At 42.9% G+C, this 19,732-nt stretch carries 20 protein-coding genes and 1 tRNA gene; 16 read left to right on the forward strand and 5 right to left on the reverse strand.

What is annotated here, in order from left to right; genetic code table 11:
- The first annotated feature begins 17 nt into the window (after positions 1-17).
- From BG260_RS02225 to BG260_RS02235, 4 genes are all read left to right on the forward strand, one after another.
- Positions 18-581 (forward strand): helix-turn-helix domain-containing protein, encoded by a 564-nt coding sequence (locus BG260_RS02225; RefSeq protein WP_069130309.1) that lies wholly within the window; start codon positions 18-20, stop codon positions 579-581.
- 103 nt (positions 582-684) lie between these two features.
- Entirely contained in the window at positions 685-1,128 is a 444-nt protein-coding gene (locus tag BG260_RS14245; RefSeq protein WP_218089709.1) for a heavy-metal-associated domain-containing protein, read from the forward strand.
- 50 nt (positions 1,129-1,178) lie between these two features.
- Entirely contained in the window at positions 1,179-3,170 is a 1,992-nt protein-coding gene (locus BG260_RS02230) for a copper-translocating P-type ATPase (protein WP_218089710.1), read from the forward strand.
- Positions 3,171-3,521: 351 nt separating this feature from the next.
- Positions 3,522-5,471 carry a PAS domain-containing hybrid sensor histidine kinase/response regulator gene (locus tag BG260_RS02235; RefSeq protein ID WP_069130310.1) on the forward strand — a complete coding sequence of 650 codons (1,950 nt, stop codon included), beginning with the start codon at positions 3,522-3,524 and terminating at the stop codon, positions 5,469-5,471.
- On the opposite strand, the gene BG260_RS02240 is transcribed toward BG260_RS02235, so the two are convergent.
- Positions 5,466-5,909 carry a GNAT family N-acetyltransferase gene (locus BG260_RS02240; protein ID WP_069130311.1) on the reverse strand — a complete coding sequence of 148 codons (444 nt, stop codon included), beginning with the start codon at positions 5,907-5,909 and terminating at the stop codon, positions 5,466-5,468. The two genes, BG260_RS02235 and BG260_RS02240, sit on opposite strands and share 6 nt — an antisense overlap.
- Positions 5,910-5,999: 90 nt before the next feature.
- Here BG260_RS02240 and BG260_RS02245 point away from each other — a divergent pair, with 90 nt between their 5' ends.
- The 10 genes from BG260_RS02245 to BG260_RS02290 all read left to right on the forward strand — a co-directional run bounded on the left by BG260_RS02245 (position 6,000) and on the right by BG260_RS02290 (position 13,325).
- A complete protein-coding gene (locus BG260_RS02245) occupies positions 6,000-6,326 on the forward strand; it encodes a phage holin family protein (protein WP_069130312.1) in 327 nt (108 codons plus the stop codon).
- A gap of 227 nt (positions 6,327-6,553) precedes the next feature.
- Entirely contained in the window at positions 6,554-6,820 is a 267-nt protein-coding gene (locus BG260_RS02250) for an HPr family phosphocarrier protein (protein ID WP_069130313.1), read from the forward strand.
- Between the two features lie 5 nt (positions 6,821-6,825).
- A complete protein-coding gene (gene ptsP / locus BG260_RS02255; RefSeq protein ID WP_176719412.1) occupies positions 6,826-8,529 on the forward strand; it encodes a phosphoenolpyruvate--protein phosphotransferase in 1,704 nt (567 codons plus the stop codon).
- A gap of 261 nt (positions 8,530-8,790) precedes the next feature.
- A complete protein-coding gene (locus tag BG260_RS02260; RefSeq protein WP_069130315.1) occupies positions 8,791-9,093 on the forward strand; it encodes an isoamylase early set domain-containing protein in 303 nt (100 codons plus the stop codon).
- A gap of 5 nt (positions 9,094-9,098) precedes the next feature.
- Entirely contained in the window at positions 9,099-9,917 is an 819-nt protein-coding gene (locus tag BG260_RS02265) for a biotin--[acetyl-CoA-carboxylase] ligase (RefSeq protein WP_069130366.1), read from the forward strand.
- Positions 9,865-11,214: a tRNA lysidine(34) synthetase TilS gene (gene tilS / locus BG260_RS02270; RefSeq protein ID WP_069130316.1), complete on the forward strand. Its 1,350-nt coding sequence runs from the start codon at positions 9,865-9,867 to the stop codon at positions 11,212-11,214. Before BG260_RS02265 ends, tilS begins: the two co-directional genes overlap by 53 nt.
- A gap of 8 nt (positions 11,215-11,222) precedes the next feature.
- Positions 11,223-11,789, forward strand: coding sequence for a hypoxanthine phosphoribosyltransferase (hpt, locus tag BG260_RS02275; protein ID WP_069130317.1), 567 nt, complete (start codon positions 11,223-11,225; stop codon positions 11,787-11,789).
- Between the two features lie 149 nt (positions 11,790-11,938).
- A tRNA-Ser gene (locus tag BG260_RS02280) sits at positions 11,939-12,027 on the forward strand.
- Positions 12,028-12,091: 64 nt separating this feature from the next.
- Positions 12,092-12,679, forward strand: a complete 588-nt coding sequence (locus BG260_RS02285; protein ID WP_069130318.1) for a DUF2179 domain-containing protein — start codon at positions 12,092-12,094, stop codon at positions 12,677-12,679.
- Between the two features lie 52 nt (positions 12,680-12,731).
- Positions 12,732-13,325 carry a hypothetical protein gene (locus BG260_RS02290; RefSeq protein ID WP_069130319.1) on the forward strand — a complete coding sequence of 198 codons (594 nt, stop codon included), beginning with the start codon at positions 12,732-12,734 and terminating at the stop codon, positions 13,323-13,325.
- Positions 13,326-13,331: 6 nt separating this feature from the next.
- On the opposite strand, the gene BG260_RS02295 is transcribed toward BG260_RS02290, so the two are convergent.
- Positions 13,332-13,763, reverse strand: a complete 432-nt coding sequence (locus BG260_RS02295) for a secondary thiamine-phosphate synthase enzyme YjbQ (RefSeq protein WP_069130320.1) — start codon at positions 13,761-13,763, stop codon at positions 13,332-13,334.
- Positions 13,764-13,766: 3 nt separating this feature from the next.
- Positions 13,767-14,543, reverse strand: coding sequence for an SDR family oxidoreductase (locus tag BG260_RS02300; RefSeq protein ID WP_069130321.1), 777 nt, complete (start codon positions 14,541-14,543; stop codon positions 13,767-13,769).
- A 138-nt stretch (positions 14,544-14,681) separates the two neighbouring features.
- Between BG260_RS02300 and typA the strand changes: the two genes are divergently transcribed.
- On the forward strand, positions 14,682-16,502 hold the full coding sequence (gene typA / locus BG260_RS02305) for a translational GTPase TypA (protein ID WP_069130322.1): 1,821 nt from the start codon (positions 14,682-14,684) through the stop codon (positions 16,500-16,502).
- Positions 16,503-16,607: 105 nt separating this feature from the next.
- Complete coding sequence (locus BG260_RS02310; RefSeq protein ID WP_069130323.1) at positions 16,608-18,086, forward strand: hypothetical protein; 1,479 nt, start codon at positions 16,608-16,610, stop codon at positions 18,084-18,086.
- Between the two features lie 58 nt (positions 18,087-18,144).
- Here BG260_RS02310 and BG260_RS02315 read toward each other — a convergent pair whose 3' ends face one another.
- Both BG260_RS02315 and BG260_RS02320 read right to left on the reverse strand, forming a co-directional pair.
- Entirely contained in the window at positions 18,145-18,939 is a 795-nt protein-coding gene (locus tag BG260_RS02315) for a purine-nucleoside phosphorylase (protein ID WP_069130324.1), read from the reverse strand.
- Positions 18,936-19,727, reverse strand: a complete 792-nt coding sequence (locus tag BG260_RS02320; protein ID WP_069130325.1) for an MBL fold metallo-hydrolase — start codon at positions 19,725-19,727, stop codon at positions 18,936-18,938. Before BG260_RS02320 ends, BG260_RS02315 begins: the two co-directional genes overlap by 4 nt.
- Positions 19,728-19,732 lie beyond the last annotated feature (5 nt).

Below are 19,732 nucleotides of genomic sequence, written 5' to 3' on the forward strand. Positions count from 1 at the left end.
ATTTCGTTTACAAGTGTATGAAGTTATCAGTCAAAAATATGGTTTGTCCCCGATGCGTGGAATCTGTTTCGGGAATTCTTGCCGGGATGAACATATCCAATGCCGAAGTAGAGCTTGGCTCGGTACATGTTGACAGAAAGTTGACCGATCAAGAGATGTTAACTCTTAGTCAACGTCTTCAGGATAAAGGCTTTGAACTGATCTTTGACCGGGAGACGGAACTTGTGAACGAAGTAAAATCGGCTCTGATTAAATATGTTGATCATCTGGAAAAGGAACAGAACCCGGAAAAATTGTCGGTATTTGTCTCCCGGTTAACAAACTACAACTACTCTTATCTGAGTAAGATATATTCAGAACAGACCGGTGAAACTGTAGAGACACATCTCATTAAAATGAAAATAGAGAGAGTGAAAGAGTTGCTCGGTTTCGAAAAATGGACACTGAGTGAAATAGCTTGGAGGCTCAAATACAGCAGCGTACAGTATCTATCCAATCAGTTCAAAAAAGTGACCGGGTTGACCGTGACACAATACAGGAAGTCTGATCAAAAAGCCCGTCAGCCTTTGGATCAGATTTAATCCAAAAATTTTACACAACCTGCTCTTTCCGATATAACGATTCCAGTTCAGTGAGTTTGTAAGTTCATTACAGAAAGAAAATGTGAAAACTGAATTGCAGAAAATGAAGAAACGTGTTCAAATAAACGGAATGCATTGTGCAGGTTGCGTCAATGCTGTTGAGAAAGTATTGAGTCGCCTGGATAACGTGAAGGATGTAAACGTTCAGCTTACCACAGAGAGTGCAGAAATTGAAGTGGAAGGGGATGACTTTCCTTATGAGAAAGTTCGGGAAGCAATTGAAAATGCCGGGTATGAAGTTGAAGAAGAGAAAACTGAATCGGTCTCACTTCAGATAGGAGGGATGCACTGTGCCGGATGCTCTTCAGCCGTTGAAAAAGCACTGAATAAAAGAGAGGGGATTATTCAGGCAAATGTGAATCTTACAGCAGAAAAGGCTTTTGTTGAGTACGATTCTTCAATCATTTCAATAGATGAGATCCGAGAGAGTATTGAGAGTGCCGGTTACGAAGTGATCGATCAGCAAAAAAAAAAGCAAATAAGTTAGATCAAAAAAAGGAGAGAGAAGAGAAAAAGCTCTCGGCTGCTAAGAAAAAGATGGTTCAGAGCTGGGTTGTAACACTCCCGCTGATGCTCTGGATGTTTCTAAGCATGGTGCTTGGAATTCATCTTACTTCTCACCTTGTGATGGAGTTTGCAATGGTTGCCGGTGCCGGTTATGTCCTTTTTGGGCCGGGCTTAGAAACCCTTCGAAGTGCACTGATCTCCAGCCGAAATCTCACACCCAACATGGATGTGCTGATTGCTCTCGGAACAACGGCATCACTCATTACCGGATTTGTATCCCTGGCTCATATGTTTGGGTGGGTCCACTCGCCATTCTACAGTTTTGCCGGGATTGCGGCTATGATCATGTCTTTTCATTTGACCGGCCGATACATTGAAGCAAAGGCACGTGGCCGAGCATCGGATGCAATTACTAAACTTCTGACACTGGAAGCGAAAACTGCAAGAATTATCAAAAATGGCCTGGAAGAAGAGATTGAAGTAAGTGAATTGAAAAAAGGGGATGTGATGATTGTCCGCCCGGGCGAAACCATTCCAACAGACGGTGTGGTTGTAGACGGCAAAAGTTCAGTTGACGAATCGATGGTAACCGGAGAGTCGATGCCGGTAGTGAGGGAGAAAGGGGATGAAGTCATAGGCGGGACGATAAACAGTGAAGGATCGATACGTGTTCAGGCTAAGGAGGTCGGCGAAAATACGTTCCTCAACAAAGTTATCCGGATGGTGGAAGAGGCTCAGGGATCGAAAATACCGATTCAGGATTTTGCGGATCGGGTTACGGCTATTTTTGTGCCTGTTGTACTGGCCTTAACAGCATTTACATTTGCCGTATGGATGATCTTTCCGGAAGGGTTACGCCCGATTCTGGTCTGGGCAGACTCATTTTTGCCATGGATCATCACCGACCTTGAGCCGGTCAGTCAGGCTTTCTTTGTAGCGCTTGCAGTATTGGTGATTGCATGTCCCTGTGCGCTGGGCTTAGCTACCCCAACCGCCCTGATGGTTGGAACCGGACTTGGTGCCGAGAATGGAATTTTAATCCGGAAAGGTGAAGCGATTCAGCGCTTGGAAGAGGTGACAACATTTGTATTTGATAAGACCGGAACTCTGACCAAAGGTGAGCCTGAAGTGACGGACTGGGTTAGTTTTACAGACGCAGATGAATTGCTGAAAAAGAGAATTGCAGCAATTGAGAACCTTTCGGAGCATCCACTAAGCAGGGCTATCACTTCTTATACCGGAATTGATGATCTGCCTGATGTAGAAAATTTTGAGTCCTTCACCGGAATGGGTGTAAAAGGAGAGGTGGATGGTGAACGAATTCTGGCTGGGAATAAAGATCTGCTTGAAAAATTCTCCGTAGCACTTACCTCTGAAGTGGAACGAGAGTCATCCAAACTGTTGGCTTCAGGGAAAACAACCATATTTTTGGTTATTGGTGAGAAAGTTGAAGCACTTTGCGGTATAAAGGATACTCTGAAAAAAGAGACTCCCGAAGTCATCGCGTCACTGCACAAGAAAGGGTATAAAACGGTGATGCTGACGGGAGATCAAGAGAAAGTTGCTGAAATTATTTCAAAAGAGATCGGAATCAATGAGTTTTATGCTCAAGTAAAACCCGGTGAAAAGTCGGACGTTATCAGACAGCTCCAAGAGAAGGGAGAAGTGGTGGCCATGGTAGGTGACGGAATTAATGATGCGCCTGCATTAACCCAATCTGATGTTGGAATCGCCCTCGGAACCGGGACTGACATTGCAATTGAATCAGGCAGTATGATTCTTATAGATGGCAACCCGCAAGCAATATTGCGGGCTATAAACTTGAGCAGGGAGACATTCAAGAAAATTCGTCAAAATCTCTTCTGGGCATTTTTCTATAATTTGGTAATGCTGCCTGTTGCAATGGTTGGCTGGATGCATCCCGTTCTGGCTGAAATTGCCATGGCTCTGAGTTCCATCAATGTTGTAGGAAACTCCCGAAGATTGCAGACAAAAAATATTGATGAATCAGGAACAAAATAGATGATTTCTTGTAACAAATTCCTTTCTAAAAACTCTTATTAAGTACACAACATTACAAAAGCTGTGAAAGGCTCATTCAAAAAATTGTAAATAGTTGTGATGGTGATAAACAAAAACTTGATTTTGGCTACGGTTCTATTTAGATAGAATAGTCCCACAAAGCCACTCTTTTAAAATTTTGTGTTCTCTGATGAAAAACTGGAAAACATTACTCTTTAAGGTAGCTCTGCTCGTAGTTATCGCAATTGTTATTTTTACCGGCTGAAAGTTTACTTTGCATGGTGTAGCCATGACGTAGTCCACCGTAATTTTTTATACCTTCTTGAAAGGGGTAAATAGAAAAGTTTTATCATGAGCGGTGACATAGAATTTCTTCAAAAACATGCTACACTCATTTCTAAGCTTCTCAACTACACGTTTGATGCTTGTCTTATCTGTGAACCGTCTGATGGTGAGTTGAGGACTCTGTATGCCAATCAAACCTACTACTCACTCACCGAACAGGCAGAAGAGGATGTTGTGGGAGCTAAACCACGATTAACAGCCAATAAAACTACTGCTGACAACATTTATCAGTCCATTCTGAAAAGTTTTAATCAGAGTGAAACGTTCGAAAAGGAGTGTTCCGGGCTGACAGCTGCCGGTAATCCATTTTGGGCTATCGTGAAGTCATACTCCATAGATGACGGCGATGAAAAGTTTTGTGTGATTCTTATTAAGGATATCACAATTCGAAAAAGAAGGGAGAGAGAACTGACGAAGGCAGTTGAATCAGCGGAGGAGTCAAAAGTAGTGAAGGATAAATTTCTGGCGAATATGAGCCATGAGATGAGAACCCCCCTAAACGGCATACTTGGTACAGCTCAACTACTGGAAGGAACAGAGTTGAGTGAGGAACAGGCAGACTATGTAGAAGAAGTTCGGCACTCTGCTGAAAACCTTTTAGCAATCATCAACGATATTCTGGAATTTAACTTCCTGAAATCAACCCAGTTCAAGCTCGAGAACAGGAAGTTTAACCTTCAAAAACAGCTGAGCGGCCTGCTTGAGACAATAAAGGGGAGAGCCGAAGAAAAAGGTTTAAAGCTAGAACTCGTAGTATCAGATAAATTTCCCTCACAACTTTTGGGAGATTCTGTCCGACTGACACAAATTTTAATGAACCTGATTGGTAACTCCATCAAATTTACCAACGAAGGGACGGTAACTATTTTGGCCAGGGCCTTGAAGCCTGAAAATGGAAGGGTACCGGTTGAAATAAAAGTAAAAGACTCAGGAATCGGTATTCCTGAATCGATGGTTGAGGATGTGTTTGAGAGTTTTAATCAGGCGTTCAAGTCCAGGTTGTACAAGTATGGAGGTACCGGAATTGGACTTTCTATAGTGAAGCAACTGGTTGGGCATATGGATGGCCGGATTGATGTGGAGAGTGAAATTGGGAAAGGAACAACGGTGACACTGCTGTTACCGTTTGAACTTCCAGGGTCGTCCACAGAGTACAAATCGCTGGATCAGCAGGAGTCTGATGAGGAAGAGTTTTCCGGACATAAAATCTTAATTGTGGATGACTATCCTCTGAATCGCAGAATTGTGAAAGGTATGCTGAAGCGTTTGGGGGTTGAAGTAGATGAAGCCGAAGATGGTGCTGAAGCTCTTCAATTGAGTGAGCATCACAATTATTTAGCTATTTTTATGGATGTTCACATGCCGGGAATGGGTGGGCTAGAAGCAACCCGTAAAATTCGGGGTCGAGAAGAGAAAAAGGGAATTCACACACCGATCGTTGCAATCACGGCATCTGTGTTGGATCGGGATATTGAAGAGTGCAGAGAGGCCGGAATGGATGGGTTTATGGCAAAGCCATTCACATACAACCAGATCTACGAAAATTTCAAAAAATATGTTGTTGACAGGGAGAGCGGTGAGCAGCTTCCAGAAGATGATGGTCAGGAGCCCGATGAATTATTAAACAATCTTGAAGAGATGACGGGTGGTGACCAGGAGCTGATAGTAGAGATGCTGGACCTATTTCTGGATCAAACTCCCGAATTGATGGATCAAATTCTTGAGTATTTTAATCAGGGCAAATATAATCTTGTAAAGAGCAGCTCTCATACCCTTAAACCAACATTCACATATATTGGTATGGAGCAAGCCACAGAGCTGGCTAAAAAAATTGAAGAGATGGCAGGCCGTGAACAGGTCATTGAAAAAGAGCTGGCTATCTTGATAAATGAGCTGAAAGATCTATGTGATGATGCGATTAAGAGAGTAGGCAAAGTGAGAGAAAGGTACTCATAGTTGTTGTACCATCTGCAGGTGAGGAATTCCGTCCTCATCATAAACGTCGCTGCAAGGTGCAAAACCGAGCTCCTTATAGAAGGATTTCAGATGAGCTTGTGCTTCTATAAATACACGATCATACTCCATTTCATGAACCCATTTGAGGGATTCTTTTACGACCATTTTTCCCAATCCTCTGCCCCTATGATCTTTATGGACGACAATTCTCCCAATGTATACATCGCTGAATTTATCGCCCGGTGGCACTATCCTGCTGTACGCGATTAGATTACCATCCTCTTTTAGCAGCAGATGGTCTGAATGAGAATCTCGCCCGTCAATATCATCATAGATGCATGTCTGCTCTATGATGAAAATATCCTGTCGCAGTTTCAGAATCTCGTAAAGGTCGGTTGAAGGCATATTTTGAAGACCTTTGAATCGGGTAAATTGCATGAATTATTAAACTTTTATGTTAAAACCCCGTAAAGCTAATCAGGTTTGTATTAGCAGAAAATTTCAGGAAAAGTACTAAATCCGATTCCCATGTTAAAAATACTATTAATCAACAGCTTGGTTATTTTCTTCGGTGCCTATTTGTTAGATGGTGTAAAGGTTAAAAACTATTTAACGGCATTGGGTGTAGCCATTCTGCTGGCTTTAATCAACGTATTTATTAAACCATTCATCGTGCTGCTTACCCTTCCGTTGACGATTATTACGCTGGGGCTGTTTGTCTGGGTAATTAATGCCTGGATGCTTATGCTAATAGATAAACTTGTTGAGGGCTTTTCGTTAAAAAGTTTCTGGTGGGCTCTGTTTTTTGCTCTCTTCATCTCCATTCTTAATGGACTACTCCTGCGGATATTTTAGACTATCAGTAATTGTTAAACTTCCGTTAATTTGATTGACTCGGATGCTATGTGTTCGAGTAATTTTTGTTATTTTCTACAGTTGATCTCTGACAGTGAGAATGTGCAAATAATTGCAAAAATTTTCTTGCAGGCGAACGATTTAACACCGTTTTTGTACTTCTTAATTGTACAGTGACAAACAGGCTGTATGATAATTTCCCCAGCCGGATTTAATGATTTCATCAGATGGTAAAGAAGAAAGTAACAGTTAAAAATGAAGCCGGGTTGCATGCTCGCCCATCATCAGTATTAGTAAAAACCGCATCTAAATTTGATTCAGATTTTTACATTAGTATGTATGGGTATAAAGTAAACGGCAAAAGTATTTTGGGGGTCATGACCCTCGCGGCAGAAAGTGGTGCCGAAATGGAGTTGATATTTGACGGCCCTGACGAAGAGGAAGCACTTAAAATTATTTCTGAGCTGTTTGAGAATAAGTTTCAACCTAACTAATGGTTATGAGGAGTCGTATTGAGCTAACAGGTATACCTGCTTCAAGAGGGATTGGCCTTGGCAATGCCTATATACTGGAAGACAATACAGAAGATGTTAGCCCAGAAAAGATTCAGACCAACGAGGTGGAGGGACACCTGGATCGGTTCAGACGCTCCATCAACTATTTGAGAGAGAAATTTGAACGTTTGAAAAAAAGTGAATCGGGAGAAGTTGCCGAAATTTTAGATGCACAGATCGAGACACTGAAAGATCCCGAGCTGAATAAATCCATTCAGCATAAGATAAAGAATGAGCTATACCGGTCTGAATATGCGATCTACAGCACATTTAATGAGTATATCCATGTTATGGAGAATGCTGATTCGGAATGGCTGAATGACCGAACAATTGATCTGATTGCCATTCGTGATCAGCTAATAGATATTGTGAGAAACCGCCGCCGGGAAACGGAGGTGACAGAAAACTCTGTCATTTTCGCTTCAAATATTTCACCGACAAAGATGATTGAACTGAGTCGCCAGAATATTGCCGGTGTTGTTATGGAGAAGGGTGGACTGACCTCCCACGCGGTAATTCTATCCCAGTCACTTGATATTCCCTGCGTCATCAATGTGAAATGGAACCGAAAAAAGTTGCTGAAAGGCGAGGAAGTTTTTGTTGATGGCGATACTGGAAAGGTAATCATCAGACCCGATGAGCGAGAAAGCCGATACTATCGGGACAGAAAAGAGGAACAGGAACGGCTCTACCAAGAATCGCTAAAGATTATTGATCAGCCCAGCGAAACTCGATGTGGCTCTCCATTTCATCTTCAGGCGAATGTGGAGTTTCTTGAAGAGCTGCCAAGAATTGAAAAACATGGTGCACACGGGGTAGGGCTTCTTCGAACAGAAACGATCTTGTTTCAAAAAACCGGCTTTGATGTTGAAGCTCAATTGAAATTTTATCGGGAAGTAGTTCAGGCCAGCGGTGGTTCTGAAGTAACGATTCGGCTGTTTGATGCCGGAGGGGATAAACTTATCGGAGACTCCGATTTAGAAGCGAACCCTTTTTTGGGGTGGCGTGGTATCAGAATGTTGCTTGACAGGCAAGATCTACTGGATAACCAACTGGAGGCCATTTATCGTTTGTCCGGAGAGTTTCCTGGTCAGATAAAAATGTTGGTTCCGATGATTTCATGCATGAGTGAATTGAATAAACTGAAGAAGGCAGCTGAGAATATCAGGACAAAACTTGAGAAGGGGTCTGTGAATATCGACTCCGAATTGCCAATTGGGATTATGATTGAGGTGCCCAGTGCGGCACTCCTCGCTGAGCAGTTCGCTGAAAATGTAGATTTTTTTAGTATCGGTACGAATGATTTAACGCAGTACACTCTGGCTGTTGATCGTGGGAATGAAAGGATTTCAGATCTTTTTCAACCAAATCACCCGGCAGTTTGGAAGCTGATTCAAATGACCAAGGTCGGTGCCGATAAACATGGAGTGCCCGTTGCGGTATGCGGTGAAATGGCATCGAAACCGAAAGAGGCCGCCTGCCTGATTGGAATGGGGATCAATAGTTTAAGTATGACTACGTCTGCACTTCCGGCAGTAAAAGCTTTTCTTTGCGATCACACTCTCGATGAGATGCAGTTACTGGCTGATTCTGTACTCAGTGCAAACTCACCCTTAGAGGCAGAAAAATTGTTAAATCAGTTTGTCTGATCTCTTATAAGATGGTATTGCAAAGCTCTCTTCATCTGATTTAAATTAAAAACCATAACAGTTTATGCGGTTGATGATTATCCATCGACGGAGCTTAATCAGGAACCGTTTCCATAGTTGATAATTTAAGGCTTTATTGCAAAATCACCTTAAAAATATCCGCAAATAGGATGTTTGTAAAGAAATCATCTTTGTAATAATCTTTTCTTAAGTAAAATAATTAGTTAATATGGTGAATCAACTGAAAAAAATTCAATCATCATGTTAAGTAAAGCATATACACCAAAGAGAACTGTTTGTAAGGTAACGTTTACACTGCCCGGTGAGTGGGCCGATCAAGAAGTTAAGCTGGTCGGTGATTTCAATGACTGGGACCGAAAAACAGATTCAATGAAAAAGAATAAAAAAGGGAACTGGGAGATTACAAAACGATTAAAACCTGAATCGAACTACAAATTCCGATATCTGATTGACGGTGAACATTGGGAAAATGATGACCATGCAGATCAATATGTACCCAACGAGTTTGGCAGTGAAGACTCAGTGGTAATAACCGGTAAATAATGATCATGGGGAGCAGGCCTTTTCATACCGAGCAATTTAAAGAGAATCTAAAAACGAAATGGCTCGGTAGAACTTTTCATTTTATTGAAGAGGTCGGCTCAACCAATTCCTATCTGAAACGGATCCCTGAGAATGAATTGACTCACGGAGAAGTTGTTGTAGCGAATCATCAGACCGAAGGGCGGGGACAGCATCAAAAAAAATGGATTGCCGATCCCGGACTTAATCTGACATTCACAGCCGCCTTCAAACCGGGGAAAGCAGATCGGTTATCACTTCTGACATTGGCATTTGCCTATGGTGTTTTGACTGTTTTGAGAAGATATACATATGAGGCGGTCTTTCTGAAATGGCCTAATGATCTCTACGTGGGTTCAAAAAAAATCGGAGGTGTATTGACAGAGTGTACATTTCTGGGAGTTCGTCCTGAACGAACATTAATTGGGGTCGGGCTCAATATTTTTCAGGAGAACTTTCCGAAAGAGTTGGAGGGTGAGGTTGCCGCTTTATGTCAGGTTTCATCGAAAGAAATACATCGTGAGCAGTTACTGGCGGAAGTTTTAAATGCCTGCGAAATGATATATGAAAACTGGGCTGCCGGAGATTCTGAACTTCATAAATCGATCAGTCGAAACCTCATTGGATATGGCGAATGGGTTCGGCTGAAAATTGATAATGAATTACTTGATGATCGGTACAAATTTTTGGGAGTTAATGAAAAAGGTGAGTTATTGGTATTAAATAACAATTTGGAGCTGAACACCTATTCACATGAGCAAATTCGAATCATCTCCGGTAGCGAAAGCATTTCAAAAATCCGTTGATAACTTACTGCCCGACTCTTCAAAGTTGATTGCCGGAATCAGCGGTGGGCCGGATTCCATGGCTTTAATGTACCTTCTGCATCGTTTTGAGATAGATGCTGTTATGGTTCACTGTAACTATCAGTTACGGGGTGAGGAGTCTGAAAAAGATCAACGGCTGGTAGAAAAAATGAGCGTATTCTGGGGGTTCGAATGTGTATCCGTCCGACTTGATAAAGAGATTTCAGGTGCAAATTTTCAGGCTTGGGCAAGAGACCGGCGCTATGAAATATTTTCGGATTTAAAGGAGGAATTTGAGGCAGATTTTATTGTAACCGCTCACCACCAGGATGATCAGATTGAAACAATCCTTCAGCGAATTTTAAGAGGGGCAGGGATGCAGGCATGGCAGGGAATCCAGCCGCTTGAGAATCAGCTTTGGCGCCCGCTCCTGGATCTCTCTAAATCTGATATTCTCACGTTTGTAGAGGAGTTGAATATACCTTATCGGATTGACGGAAGTAACGAAGAGTCAACGTATGCGCGAAATTTTCTACGCCATAACTGGTTTCCTGAACTACACAATTTTTTTCCGGGCTGGAGAGAAAATATTTTAAAACTTCCCAGGCGGGCATCCGAGTATGAGCTGATGGCAAAAGAGTTGTTGAGTCAAACGCTGAACGATGGACATTCTCTGGACTTTGATTCATTCAAGAACCTGCCGGAGTTGATACGTCCGGTGATCCTCTATCAGTTTATTCAAAGGGAAAAAGCAGGAGTGGACCCGAGCAGTTCATTAACTCAGATAGCACAACAGCTTACGGAGCTACAGTCGGGCAAAGCCATTCAGCTATCATCAAAGTATGAAATCATGCGAGACCGGGATGAATTGGTTATTCGTAAAACGGCTGGTTCAACGATCTCACAGGTAGTTATAAAAAGGGAAGATCTTCAGGATCTTGGTGCTGTGTATGGAGTTCAATTCACCATAGAGAAGTATTCCTCTTCTTATGAGAGTGAAGCTCTCTACTTGGATCTCAATAAATTGAGTTTTCCGATTACTGTAAGACAGTGGAAAGAGGGTGACAGATTTCAGCCGTTGGGAATGGAGGGTACCCAGCTCATCTCGAATCACCTGACAAACAGAAAAATTTCATCAGCTCAAAAATCGGAAGCTTTCTTGATAGAATCTTTTGATGAAACTGTCAGTGCCGTTATATTCCCGCACAACACGTCAGATGATCAGATCGGAACGGTGTCTGAAACAGTTCGATGTTCATCCGATACAGAAAAAGTACTTGTCATTCGAAATACATAAAAAATTTCATGGGCCAATATCTTCCTGAAAAAATAAATGTAAAAGGTGAGAGTTTTCGCATCTATCTCACTCAAGAAGAGATTCAACAGAGAATAAAGCAGATTGGTAAACAACTGAGCACGAAGTTTCAGGATAAGCGGCCGATTTTTATTGGCGTGCTAAATGGCTCATACATTTTTCTGGCTGATTTGATGCGTTATGTAAACATTCCTTGTGAAGTGGATTTTATGAAACTGAGCAGCTATGGGGATGAAAAAGTGTCATCCGGACAGGTACACGATCTTAAACAGATCGATGCTGATATTCAAGACCGGCATGTAATCATCGTGGAAGATATTGTTGACACCGGACTCTCTATGAAATATCTGGTTGAGAAGTTAAAACAGCATCAGCCCGCATCACTGACTGTGGTTACGCTACTCCATAAAGCGGAATCCACGCAGCACGATGTACAGATAGACTTTACGGCATTTAAAATTCCAAACCTGTTTGTGCTGGGTTACGGTCTGGATTTTGCCCAAGAGGGTCGAAATCTCGGGCAGATTTACATACAGACGGCCGGTGAGGACTCTTGACTTCTAATTAACGGTTATTCATTAATTACAAATCAATTAAATAGTTAATCCATGCTAACTTTGAATTTATTTCAAATCAAGGTTGCAAAGGGCTTGAAAAGCTTCATATATTTGATGCTCTCAAAAAGATGAGAAATGAATTCGATCACGGAGAGATGGCTGAGTGGTCGAAAGCGCTCCCCTGCTAAGGGAGTAAACCCCGAAAGGGGTTTCGAGGGTTCGAATCCCTCTCTCTCCGCACTAAATAAGAGGATGCTGTTCCGCGAATAGCATCCTATTTTTTTATCCCAATCAGGTACATCATGTCTTTTCTGGTTTTAGAGTTTATTCCCACCGCATTTATCCCACTGTTCATCTTCTTTGCCCGTATCCTGGATGTGAGTATCGGAACCATTCGAATTATGTTCGTTTCGAAGGGGTACAGAGGAAAAGCAACCATTCTTGGCTTTATTGAAGTGTTGATCTGGATCATCATTGTGGCACAGATTTTTCAAAATCTTGACAACTGGATGAACTACGTAGCTTTTGCCGGCGGTTTTGCTACTGGTAACTTTGTGGGCATGTATATCGAAGAGAAGATGAAGATGGGGGTTCAGATCTACCGGATTATTGTTAACCAGGAGAACTCAAACCTTGCCGAAGAGCTGATGAACCGTGACTTTCGAGTTACCGTTGTGCCCGGCGAAGGTAAGTTCGGCCCCGTCAATGTTCTGTTTACGGTAGCAAAAAGAAAAAGATGGCAGGAGCTGTCTGATGTTGTGAATGAGTTTGCACCGAATGCATTCTACTCGGTGGAGGATGTAAAGAAAGTATCGATGATGGATGATGAACTGCAGCCCAATCGGCTGGATGTGTGGACGCGCATGCTGAAGCTAAAGAAAAGTATTTGAACCTTTTTCTGAATCATCACAAATATTGCGTGTTTCTGATTACATTTAAACCATGGAAGAATCGCGCAAGAATAAGCTATTAGCAAAACGGGAGCGAAATAAAAAACTCCGGGAAATAACGGAATACTGTCAGGATCATGTTATTCCATGGCTCGATGTATATCTCCCCTTGAAGAGAGACGGTGCCGTACTTGAGGTTGAAAGTCTTGCAGTTACATTTGGCAACGAACGTAAACTTTTTGAAGAGGCTCTGATGGCGCTGCTGCCGGATGATGAGCAGAGTTTACTGTCTGATGTAACAGAAGCAGCGACACTTCCTATTCACCAAAAGATGGAAGACTATTTCCCCTCACGACAAAGCCTGAGATATTTTCCAGAAGGGGGCTCATTAAAATCCATCACATCTGATTTATCAAATATCTTGGATGCCGCTGTCACTCGACTGGATATTTCTGAAGCTGACAAGTGCCTGGTTTGCTATCCGATCTATACACCGGTTTTGTCCATGTCATTTCAAGAGATAAGAAATCACGCAGACATCTTGTTGAATCCTTCCGAATGTATTGCATTGATTCATGAAGAGTTTGATTGGATGATCTTCAGAAGTCTTGAAGATGAATGGGTTTGGGCAAGGAATTCGAATTGACCAGGTCTACTCAGAATTTTGACCGTACACTGTTATAATCAACTTCCTCGCTCCACCCCGGTTTCTGTGCTCACACAGATAAATACCCTGCCAGGTACCAAGATTAAATCTACCGTTTGTGACAGGAACAGAAACGGAGTGTCCCAGCATGGAACTCTTGATGTGAGATGTCATATCATCCGGACCCTCCAAAGTATGCTCAAAAAGTGAGGGATCTTCCGGAACCATGCGATTAAAGTGCGACTCAAAATCCCTGCGAACGGATGGATCCGCGTTCTCATTGATGGTTAAACCGGCGCTGGTATGTTGAATGAAAATATGAGCAATTCCAGTTCGGATATTTGTGAGTTCTGGAATTTTTTCTAAAATTTCATCTGTAATCAAGTGAAACCCGCGAGGTTTGGGTGATAAGGCAATTGATTTCTGAATGACACTCATAAACTATCCGAAAATTCCTTTGATGGATCCGCCGTCATGGCTGATGGTTTGCCCTGTTACATATCCGCTGTGCGGAGAAAGAAGCCAAGCAGCAAGAGATGCAAACTCCTCCGCTTTACCCATGCGTTTGACGGGGATATTTTCCACCATCTCTTCCTTGGCTTTATCATAAGAAATACCTTTTAGGCTGCTGTTGTTTTTGATGACCCGCTCAATAGCCGGAGTTTCGTGAGAACCAGGTGCCAGAACATTGACCGTGACTCCATTTTCCGCAATCTCAAGCGCCAGAGATTTTGCAAATCCTACAACCCCGGCACGGAAGGAGTTACTAAGAGTCAATGCAGGTAGCGGCTGCTTTACAGACTGACTTTCAATAAAGAGAATCCGGCCATATTTCTTTTCCACGAGAAGAGGAGCTAAGCGAAGAGTAAGGTCTATTTTCCAGCGCATTACAAGTTGCCATGCGGCATCCCAGTCGGCCAGGTCTGTTTTTAAAGGAGTTCCGGTGGGGGGACCGCCTGCATTCAAAACGATTCCATGAAACGGTTTTTTCTGAACACTCTTTTCGATCTTTTTCAAGGTGTCATCATAGAGAATGCTCCCTTCAATAATATCTGTTTGATCTTCATAGTGGCCGAAATTTTCTCTAAGCAGGTTACCGCGTCGGGCTACCAATACCACATTTGCACCCTCCTTTAGCATTTGTCGTGCAATGGCTTCTCCAAATCCGCTGCTTGCTCCGCAGACGATAAATCGTTGTCCTTCAAATTGTAAATCCATAAGTAAAATTGTTCTGAAAGGTTAATACAGAAATAATATCGAACTCTCGTAATAAAAGCTTATTTTAGGAAGCTGTAAACTTTTTCAATTAAATATTTCAAGAATTGCCGCAAAGTCGGCAGTTCAATTTCAATTTTTATGACACAAGATATCAGAAACATAGCCATTATCGCCCACGTAGATCACGGAAAAACCACCTTGGTGGATCAGATGCTGCGGCAGAGCGGTACATTCAGAGAGAATCAACAAGTTGATGAGAGAGTGATGGACTCCGGTGACCTTGAAAAAGAGAAGGGAATCACAATCAGCTCAAAAAACACGGCAGTGCTGTGGAACGACACGAAAATCAATATCGTAGATACACCGGGTCACGCCGATTTTGGCGGTGAGGTGGAGCGGATTTTGAAGATGGTGAACGGTGTAATTCTTCTGGTAGATGCTGCTGAAGGTCCATTACCACAGACAAAATTTGTGCTTCGTAAGTCTCTGGAGCTTGGATATCAGCCCATTGTTCTCATCAACAAAATTGACCGGAAGGATGCTCGGCCTGATGCGGTGTTGAATGAAATTTTTGACCTTTTTGTGTCACTCGATGCAAATGACGATCAGCTTGATTTTCCCGTTCTGTACGCAATTGGAATTGATGGAATCGCAAAGACTGAACTGGACGATGACAACGAAGATTTGAGTCCGCTTTTTGAACTGATCGTAAATCATATTCCTGCACCGGAACAGGTGAGTGATGCCCCGTTTAAAATGCTGGTGAGCAGCGTGGACTGGAACGACTATGTTGGGCGAATTGCGATTGGCCGAGTGGAGCAGGGGACCATCAAAACCAACCAGGAAATTGTGCTGATGGATCGCAAGGGAAATCAGAAGGTGAAAGCAAAAGCCACAAAACTTTTTACGTTTAACGGATTGAACCGAGAGCCGGTTGATAAAGCGCTAGCGGGCGATATTTTTGCGATGGCCGGATATGAAGATGTGGAGATAGGAGATACACTGACTCACGTTTCAGATCCGACTCCGATTGAGTATTACGATATCGATCAGCCTACAATGGCGATGTATTTTCGTGTAAACAATTCACCTTTTGCAGGGCGTGAAGGGGATTATGTGACATCCAACCAAATTAAGGATCGTTTACACAAAGAGATTCGGACCAACGTATCGATTCAGGTAGAGCAGACTGATAATCCGGATATTTTTAAAGTGGCCGGACGCGGTGAGCTGCAATTGGCTATTCTGATTGAAACAATGCGCCGGGAAGGGTATGAGTTTGCCGTTTCCCGACCGGAAGTACTACTGAGAGAAATTGACGGTCAAACCCATGAACCGTTTGAAGAGGTGGTCATTGACGTCCATTCCGATTACAGCAACAAGGTGATCGATAATATTCAAAAACGTAAAGGGATCATGACCTCCATGGTTCAGGAAGGAGAAAACCACCGTATTGAGTTTAAAGTGCCTTCGCGAGGCTTGATCGGTTTTAGAGGTGAGATGATGACCGAAACCCGAGGTACCGGAATTATGCACCAGCAATTTGATGGCTATGAGCCTTTTGCAGGAGAGATTCCGGGCAGGAATCGCGGTGCGTTAATCTCACTTGAGCAAGGGGATGTGACACCGTATGCCCTGGAAGGGCTACAGGATCGCGGACAGTTTATCGTTGTGCCCGGAGATCCGGTCTATATGGGGCAAGTGGTCGGGATCAATAAGCGAGCTGATGATCTGGTTGTGAATGTAGTGAAAAAGAAAAACCTGACGAACCACCGGGCTACACAAACGGCCGACTCAGTAAAAATCTCACAGGCTAAAAAAATGAGTCTTGAGCAGTGCATCGAGTTTATTGATAATGACGAACTGCTCGAAGTTACACCCAAGAGTCTTCGAATCCGAAAGCTCTATCTGGATCACAACGAGAGAAAGAGAGCTGAGAAGCAGAAAGAGTTGGTTTAAGCACAGGAATTTTGCAGTCATCGGATGATTAAGTTTCATTCGATGACTCAATGTTATTATTTAGGTTTTTGGAATGCCTCATTTCAAATTATCGTTTTCAACTCTATGAAAAATTTCAACAGCTACAGAGTCTTTAAACGAAACGAAAGAGAACCAAATCCGGATGGAGAATATGTTCTCTACTGGATGCAGATCAACCGGCGATTCCACTACAATTTTGCATTGGAGTACGCCGTAGGCTGGGCCAATAAACTGGGAAAACCACTTCTGATTCTGGAAGCATTTTCATGCGATTATCCCTGGGCTACAGACCGGTCTCACACATTTATGATGCAGGGGATGAAGGAGCATTTGGAGTATGCGACGGATCTGGATTTGAACTATATCTCTTTCGTTGAAGAGAAGGCCGGTCAGTATGATAAACTATTGAGAAATCTGGCTTCGAATGCGTCACTATTGTTAACTGATGAATATCCGGTATTCATCATGCGTAAACGGAATGAACAGTATCCGAAAGAGATGATAATTCCGTATATCACTGTTGATAGCAACGGATTGATTCCACTCGGCCTCACAGATAAAGATCCATACAGCGCCTATTTTTTCCGAAAAATCATGCAGAAGAATTTTATAGAGGCGTTTACGAATCCACCAAAACGGAATCCACTGGATGATCTGGAAAATCGTCAACAAGTAGATCTGCCTGAAGCTTTTTTTGAGAACATCCCTGATGCTGAAAATGCGTTATATAATATTCCGGGATTTATTTCTAAGCTGAATATTGATCATTCAGTAAAGCCTATTGACTGGCAGGGAGGCCGCTCTGCGGGTTTGGGGATGATGGGGCAGTTCATTAAAAACGGTTTGCTTGAGTATGATGAAAAGCGCAATGATCCCGATGAACAGAAAACGAGTCAGCTCAGCCCCTGGCTTCATTTTGGAAAAGTTTCGGAGTACGAAATTGTGAAGGCAGTACTCGATCATCAGCCAGATGGATGGGACCTTGATAAGATCACTTTTAATAAGGGATCAACCGGAGGTTTTTTTAACGGCAATCCAAATATTGACGGATTTCTGGATGAGGTGATTACGTGGCGCGAAGTTGGCTTTCATTTTGCCCACCACAGGGCTGACTATGACAGGATAGACAGTTTACCCGATTGGGTACAGAAGACAATGGATGAGCACCGTGACGACCCGAGGGAGTGGGTTTACAGCTATGATGAACTGAAAAACTCACAAACACATGACGAGATCTGGAATGCAGCGCAAACGCAGCTTCGTGAAGAAGGCATTATCCATAACTATCTGCGAATGCTCTGGGGAAAAAAAGTGATTGAGTGGACGCCCGATTATGAGACTGCGGCTCAATATCTGATTGATCTGAACAACACGTACGCTATCGATGGGCGTGATCCCAACAGTTACTCCGGTATTTTCTGGTGCCTTGGAAGATTTGATCGGGCATGGCAGGAGAGACCCATTTTTGGGAAATTGAGGTACATGACCAGTGAAAGTACTCGCAAAAAAGTCAAACTGAAAGAGTACCTGAACCGGTATGGAAAACAGAAAAGTCTGCTCTGATCTGCCAAAAGTTTTCCCCTAACAAGGGGAGAGTAAGAGGGGTGTCAACTAATTTCACTCAAAGCCTATCAATAAGCTCATTAACCAACCGCGCAAAATCTTCTTTACGGCTTTCGGCTGCAACCTTCACTTCGGAGTGATCCAGTTTCTGTTTGAGAACTCCGGCTGCCATATTGGTGACCAGCGATATGGCAGCAGCAGGTAAATTCAACCGGGATGCTTCGATTAGCTCCGGAGCCGTACTCATACCTACTACATCCGCTCCCATCACTCGAAACGCCCTGATTTCTGCTTTGGTCTCATAACTTGGTCCTTTTGCGAATAGGTAGGTGCCGCGCTGTACTTCCAAACCGATCGATGCAGCAATTTCCCGAACTCTGTCTGCTGTTTGCTGCAAATTATACTGAAAGCGTTCGGAGGGAGCCGGGGCTACTTTATGAAAAACCCGGAATACATCGTCGATAACCATCAGATCGCCAACCTTAAAATTGGTGTTAATGGCACCGGCCGCATTGGAAACGATTAGTTTTTTCGCATTGAACGCCTTGGCCAGGTGAACCGGCAGTACGGTTTTAGAGAGCGGATATCCTTCATAATGATGAAATCGGCCCGAAAATGCGATAACCTTCTTCCCATTCACCAAGCCCGTAAAAAGCTCACCTGCATGGCCTGCCACGCTGGAGTGGGGAAAGTTTGGAATTTGATTGTAGGGAACCGAAAAAGGTTCATCAATTGTGGTCGAAAAATCACCCAAACCGGACCCCAGAATTACGACTGCTTCAATCTTGTCCGGGAATTCGTTATCCGTCAGAAAATTTTTAATCCCGTCAATGTAATTCGGAAGTTTCGTCATGATACATTCTCTATGATGTAACCTTTATTTTCATCAAATCCGGTTAGTTTAAACATCGGATGGTCAGTTTCGTGGTAGGTTAAAAATGTATATCCCTCTTTGTATGCAACCTTTTGAAGTTCTTTCCGGTTTTGAGAACTCTTTTGGGGATCGAAATCGTATTTGGCTTCAAATGTGCGGTTAATTGCACTTCTTCGGCCAACCACATCACCTGCCATAATAAATTTATTTTCTCCATTTTCATAAAAAAGTGCCTGGTGAAATTCGGTATGCCCGCCAATAGTTTTGGTTCGAACATACTCAATCGGGTTACCTTCCTGCTTCAGAAACCCTAAATCGGCATGAGCATCCAAAAAGTTAAAAAAGTCGATTTCATCTTCACTTTTATTGTCGATGATGGATCGCAGTTTTTCCCACTCTTGACCCGAAACCCATACTTTTGCCTCAGGAAATGTCAATTCCCAATAGCCATTTTTTCTATGAGCCAATCCTCCAATATGATCGAAATGAAGATGGCTCGCAAAAATGTCTGTGATCTCAAAATCTTCCACATCCTGCTCTTCCAGGTTTTCGAGAATTGTGTCGATGGATGTATCAGCACCGAACAGATCGCCCAATCCAACATCAAAGAGTATGTTTCGGTCACCGTCCTGTATGAGGAATGGATTGATTGAGAGCTTAAGTGCACCTTGGTTTGGCGGATCATCCCTGTTTATTCGTTTGAAATCTTTATCGAGTCCCACAGAAAATGTTCCTTCATATAGCGGGGTTACATGTACACGGCTCATGGTGA

Source organism: Rhodohalobacter halophilus, assembly GCF_001715195.1.
In the GTDB taxonomy this organism is placed as follows: Bacteria; Bacteroidota; Rhodothermia; order Balneolales; family Balneolaceae; genus Rhodohalobacter; species Rhodohalobacter halophilus.

Excerpts from the sequence above, each read along its gene's own strand:
- BG260_RS02225 (WP_069130309.1), top strand. The coding sequence starts at position 18 with ATGAAGTTATCAGTCAAAAATATGGTTTGTCCCCGATGCGTGGAATCT.
- BG260_RS14245 (WP_218089709.1), top strand. The coding sequence starts at position 685 with ATGAAGAAACGTGTTCAAATAAACGGAATGCATTGTGCAGGTTGCGTC.
- BG260_RS02230 (WP_218089710.1), top strand. The coding sequence starts at position 1,179 with ATGGTTCAGAGCTGGGTTGTAACACTCCCGCTGATGCTCTGGATGTTT.
- BG260_RS02235 (WP_069130310.1), top strand. The coding sequence starts at position 3,522 with ATGAGCGGTGACATAGAATTTCTTCAAAAACATGCTACACTCATTTCT.
- BG260_RS02240 (WP_069130311.1), bottom strand. The coding sequence starts at position 5,909 with ATGCAATTTACCCGATTCAAAGGTCTTCAAAATATGCCTTCAACCGAC.
- BG260_RS02245 (WP_069130312.1), top strand. The coding sequence starts at position 6,000 with ATGTTAAAAATACTATTAATCAACAGCTTGGTTATTTTCTTCGGTGCC.
- BG260_RS02250 (WP_069130313.1), top strand. The coding sequence starts at position 6,554 with ATGGTAAAGAAGAAAGTAACAGTTAAAAATGAAGCCGGGTTGCATGCT.
- ptsP (WP_176719412.1), top strand. The coding sequence starts at position 6,826 with ATGAGGAGTCGTATTGAGCTAACAGGTATACCTGCTTCAAGAGGGATT.
- BG260_RS02260 (WP_069130315.1), top strand. The coding sequence starts at position 8,791 with ATGTTAAGTAAAGCATATACACCAAAGAGAACTGTTTGTAAGGTAACG.
- BG260_RS02265 (WP_069130366.1), top strand. The coding sequence starts at position 9,099 with ATGGGGAGCAGGCCTTTTCATACCGAGCAATTTAAAGAGAATCTAAAA.
- tilS (WP_069130316.1), top strand. The coding sequence starts at position 9,865 with ATGAGCAAATTCGAATCATCTCCGGTAGCGAAAGCATTTCAAAAATCC.
- hpt (WP_069130317.1), top strand. The coding sequence starts at position 11,223 with ATGGGCCAATATCTTCCTGAAAAAATAAATGTAAAAGGTGAGAGTTTT.
- BG260_RS02285 (WP_069130318.1), top strand. The coding sequence starts at position 12,092 with ATGTCTTTTCTGGTTTTAGAGTTTATTCCCACCGCATTTATCCCACTG.
- BG260_RS02290 (WP_069130319.1), top strand. The coding sequence starts at position 12,732 with ATGGAAGAATCGCGCAAGAATAAGCTATTAGCAAAACGGGAGCGAAAT.
- BG260_RS02295 (WP_069130320.1), bottom strand. The coding sequence starts at position 13,763 with ATGAGTGTCATTCAGAAATCAATTGCCTTATCACCCAAACCTCGCGGG.
- BG260_RS02300 (WP_069130321.1), bottom strand. The coding sequence starts at position 14,543 with ATGGATTTACAATTTGAAGGACAACGATTTATCGTCTGCGGAGCAAGC.
- typA (WP_069130322.1), top strand. The coding sequence starts at position 14,682 with ATGACACAAGATATCAGAAACATAGCCATTATCGCCCACGTAGATCAC.
- BG260_RS02310 (WP_069130323.1), top strand. The coding sequence starts at position 16,608 with ATGAAAAATTTCAACAGCTACAGAGTCTTTAAACGAAACGAAAGAGAA.
- BG260_RS02315 (WP_069130324.1), bottom strand. The coding sequence starts at position 18,939 with ATGACGAAACTTCCGAATTACATTGACGGGATTAAAAATTTTCTGACG.
- BG260_RS02320 (WP_069130325.1), bottom strand. The coding sequence starts at position 19,727 with ATGAGCCGTGTACATGTAACCCCGCTATATGAAGGAACATTTTCTGTG.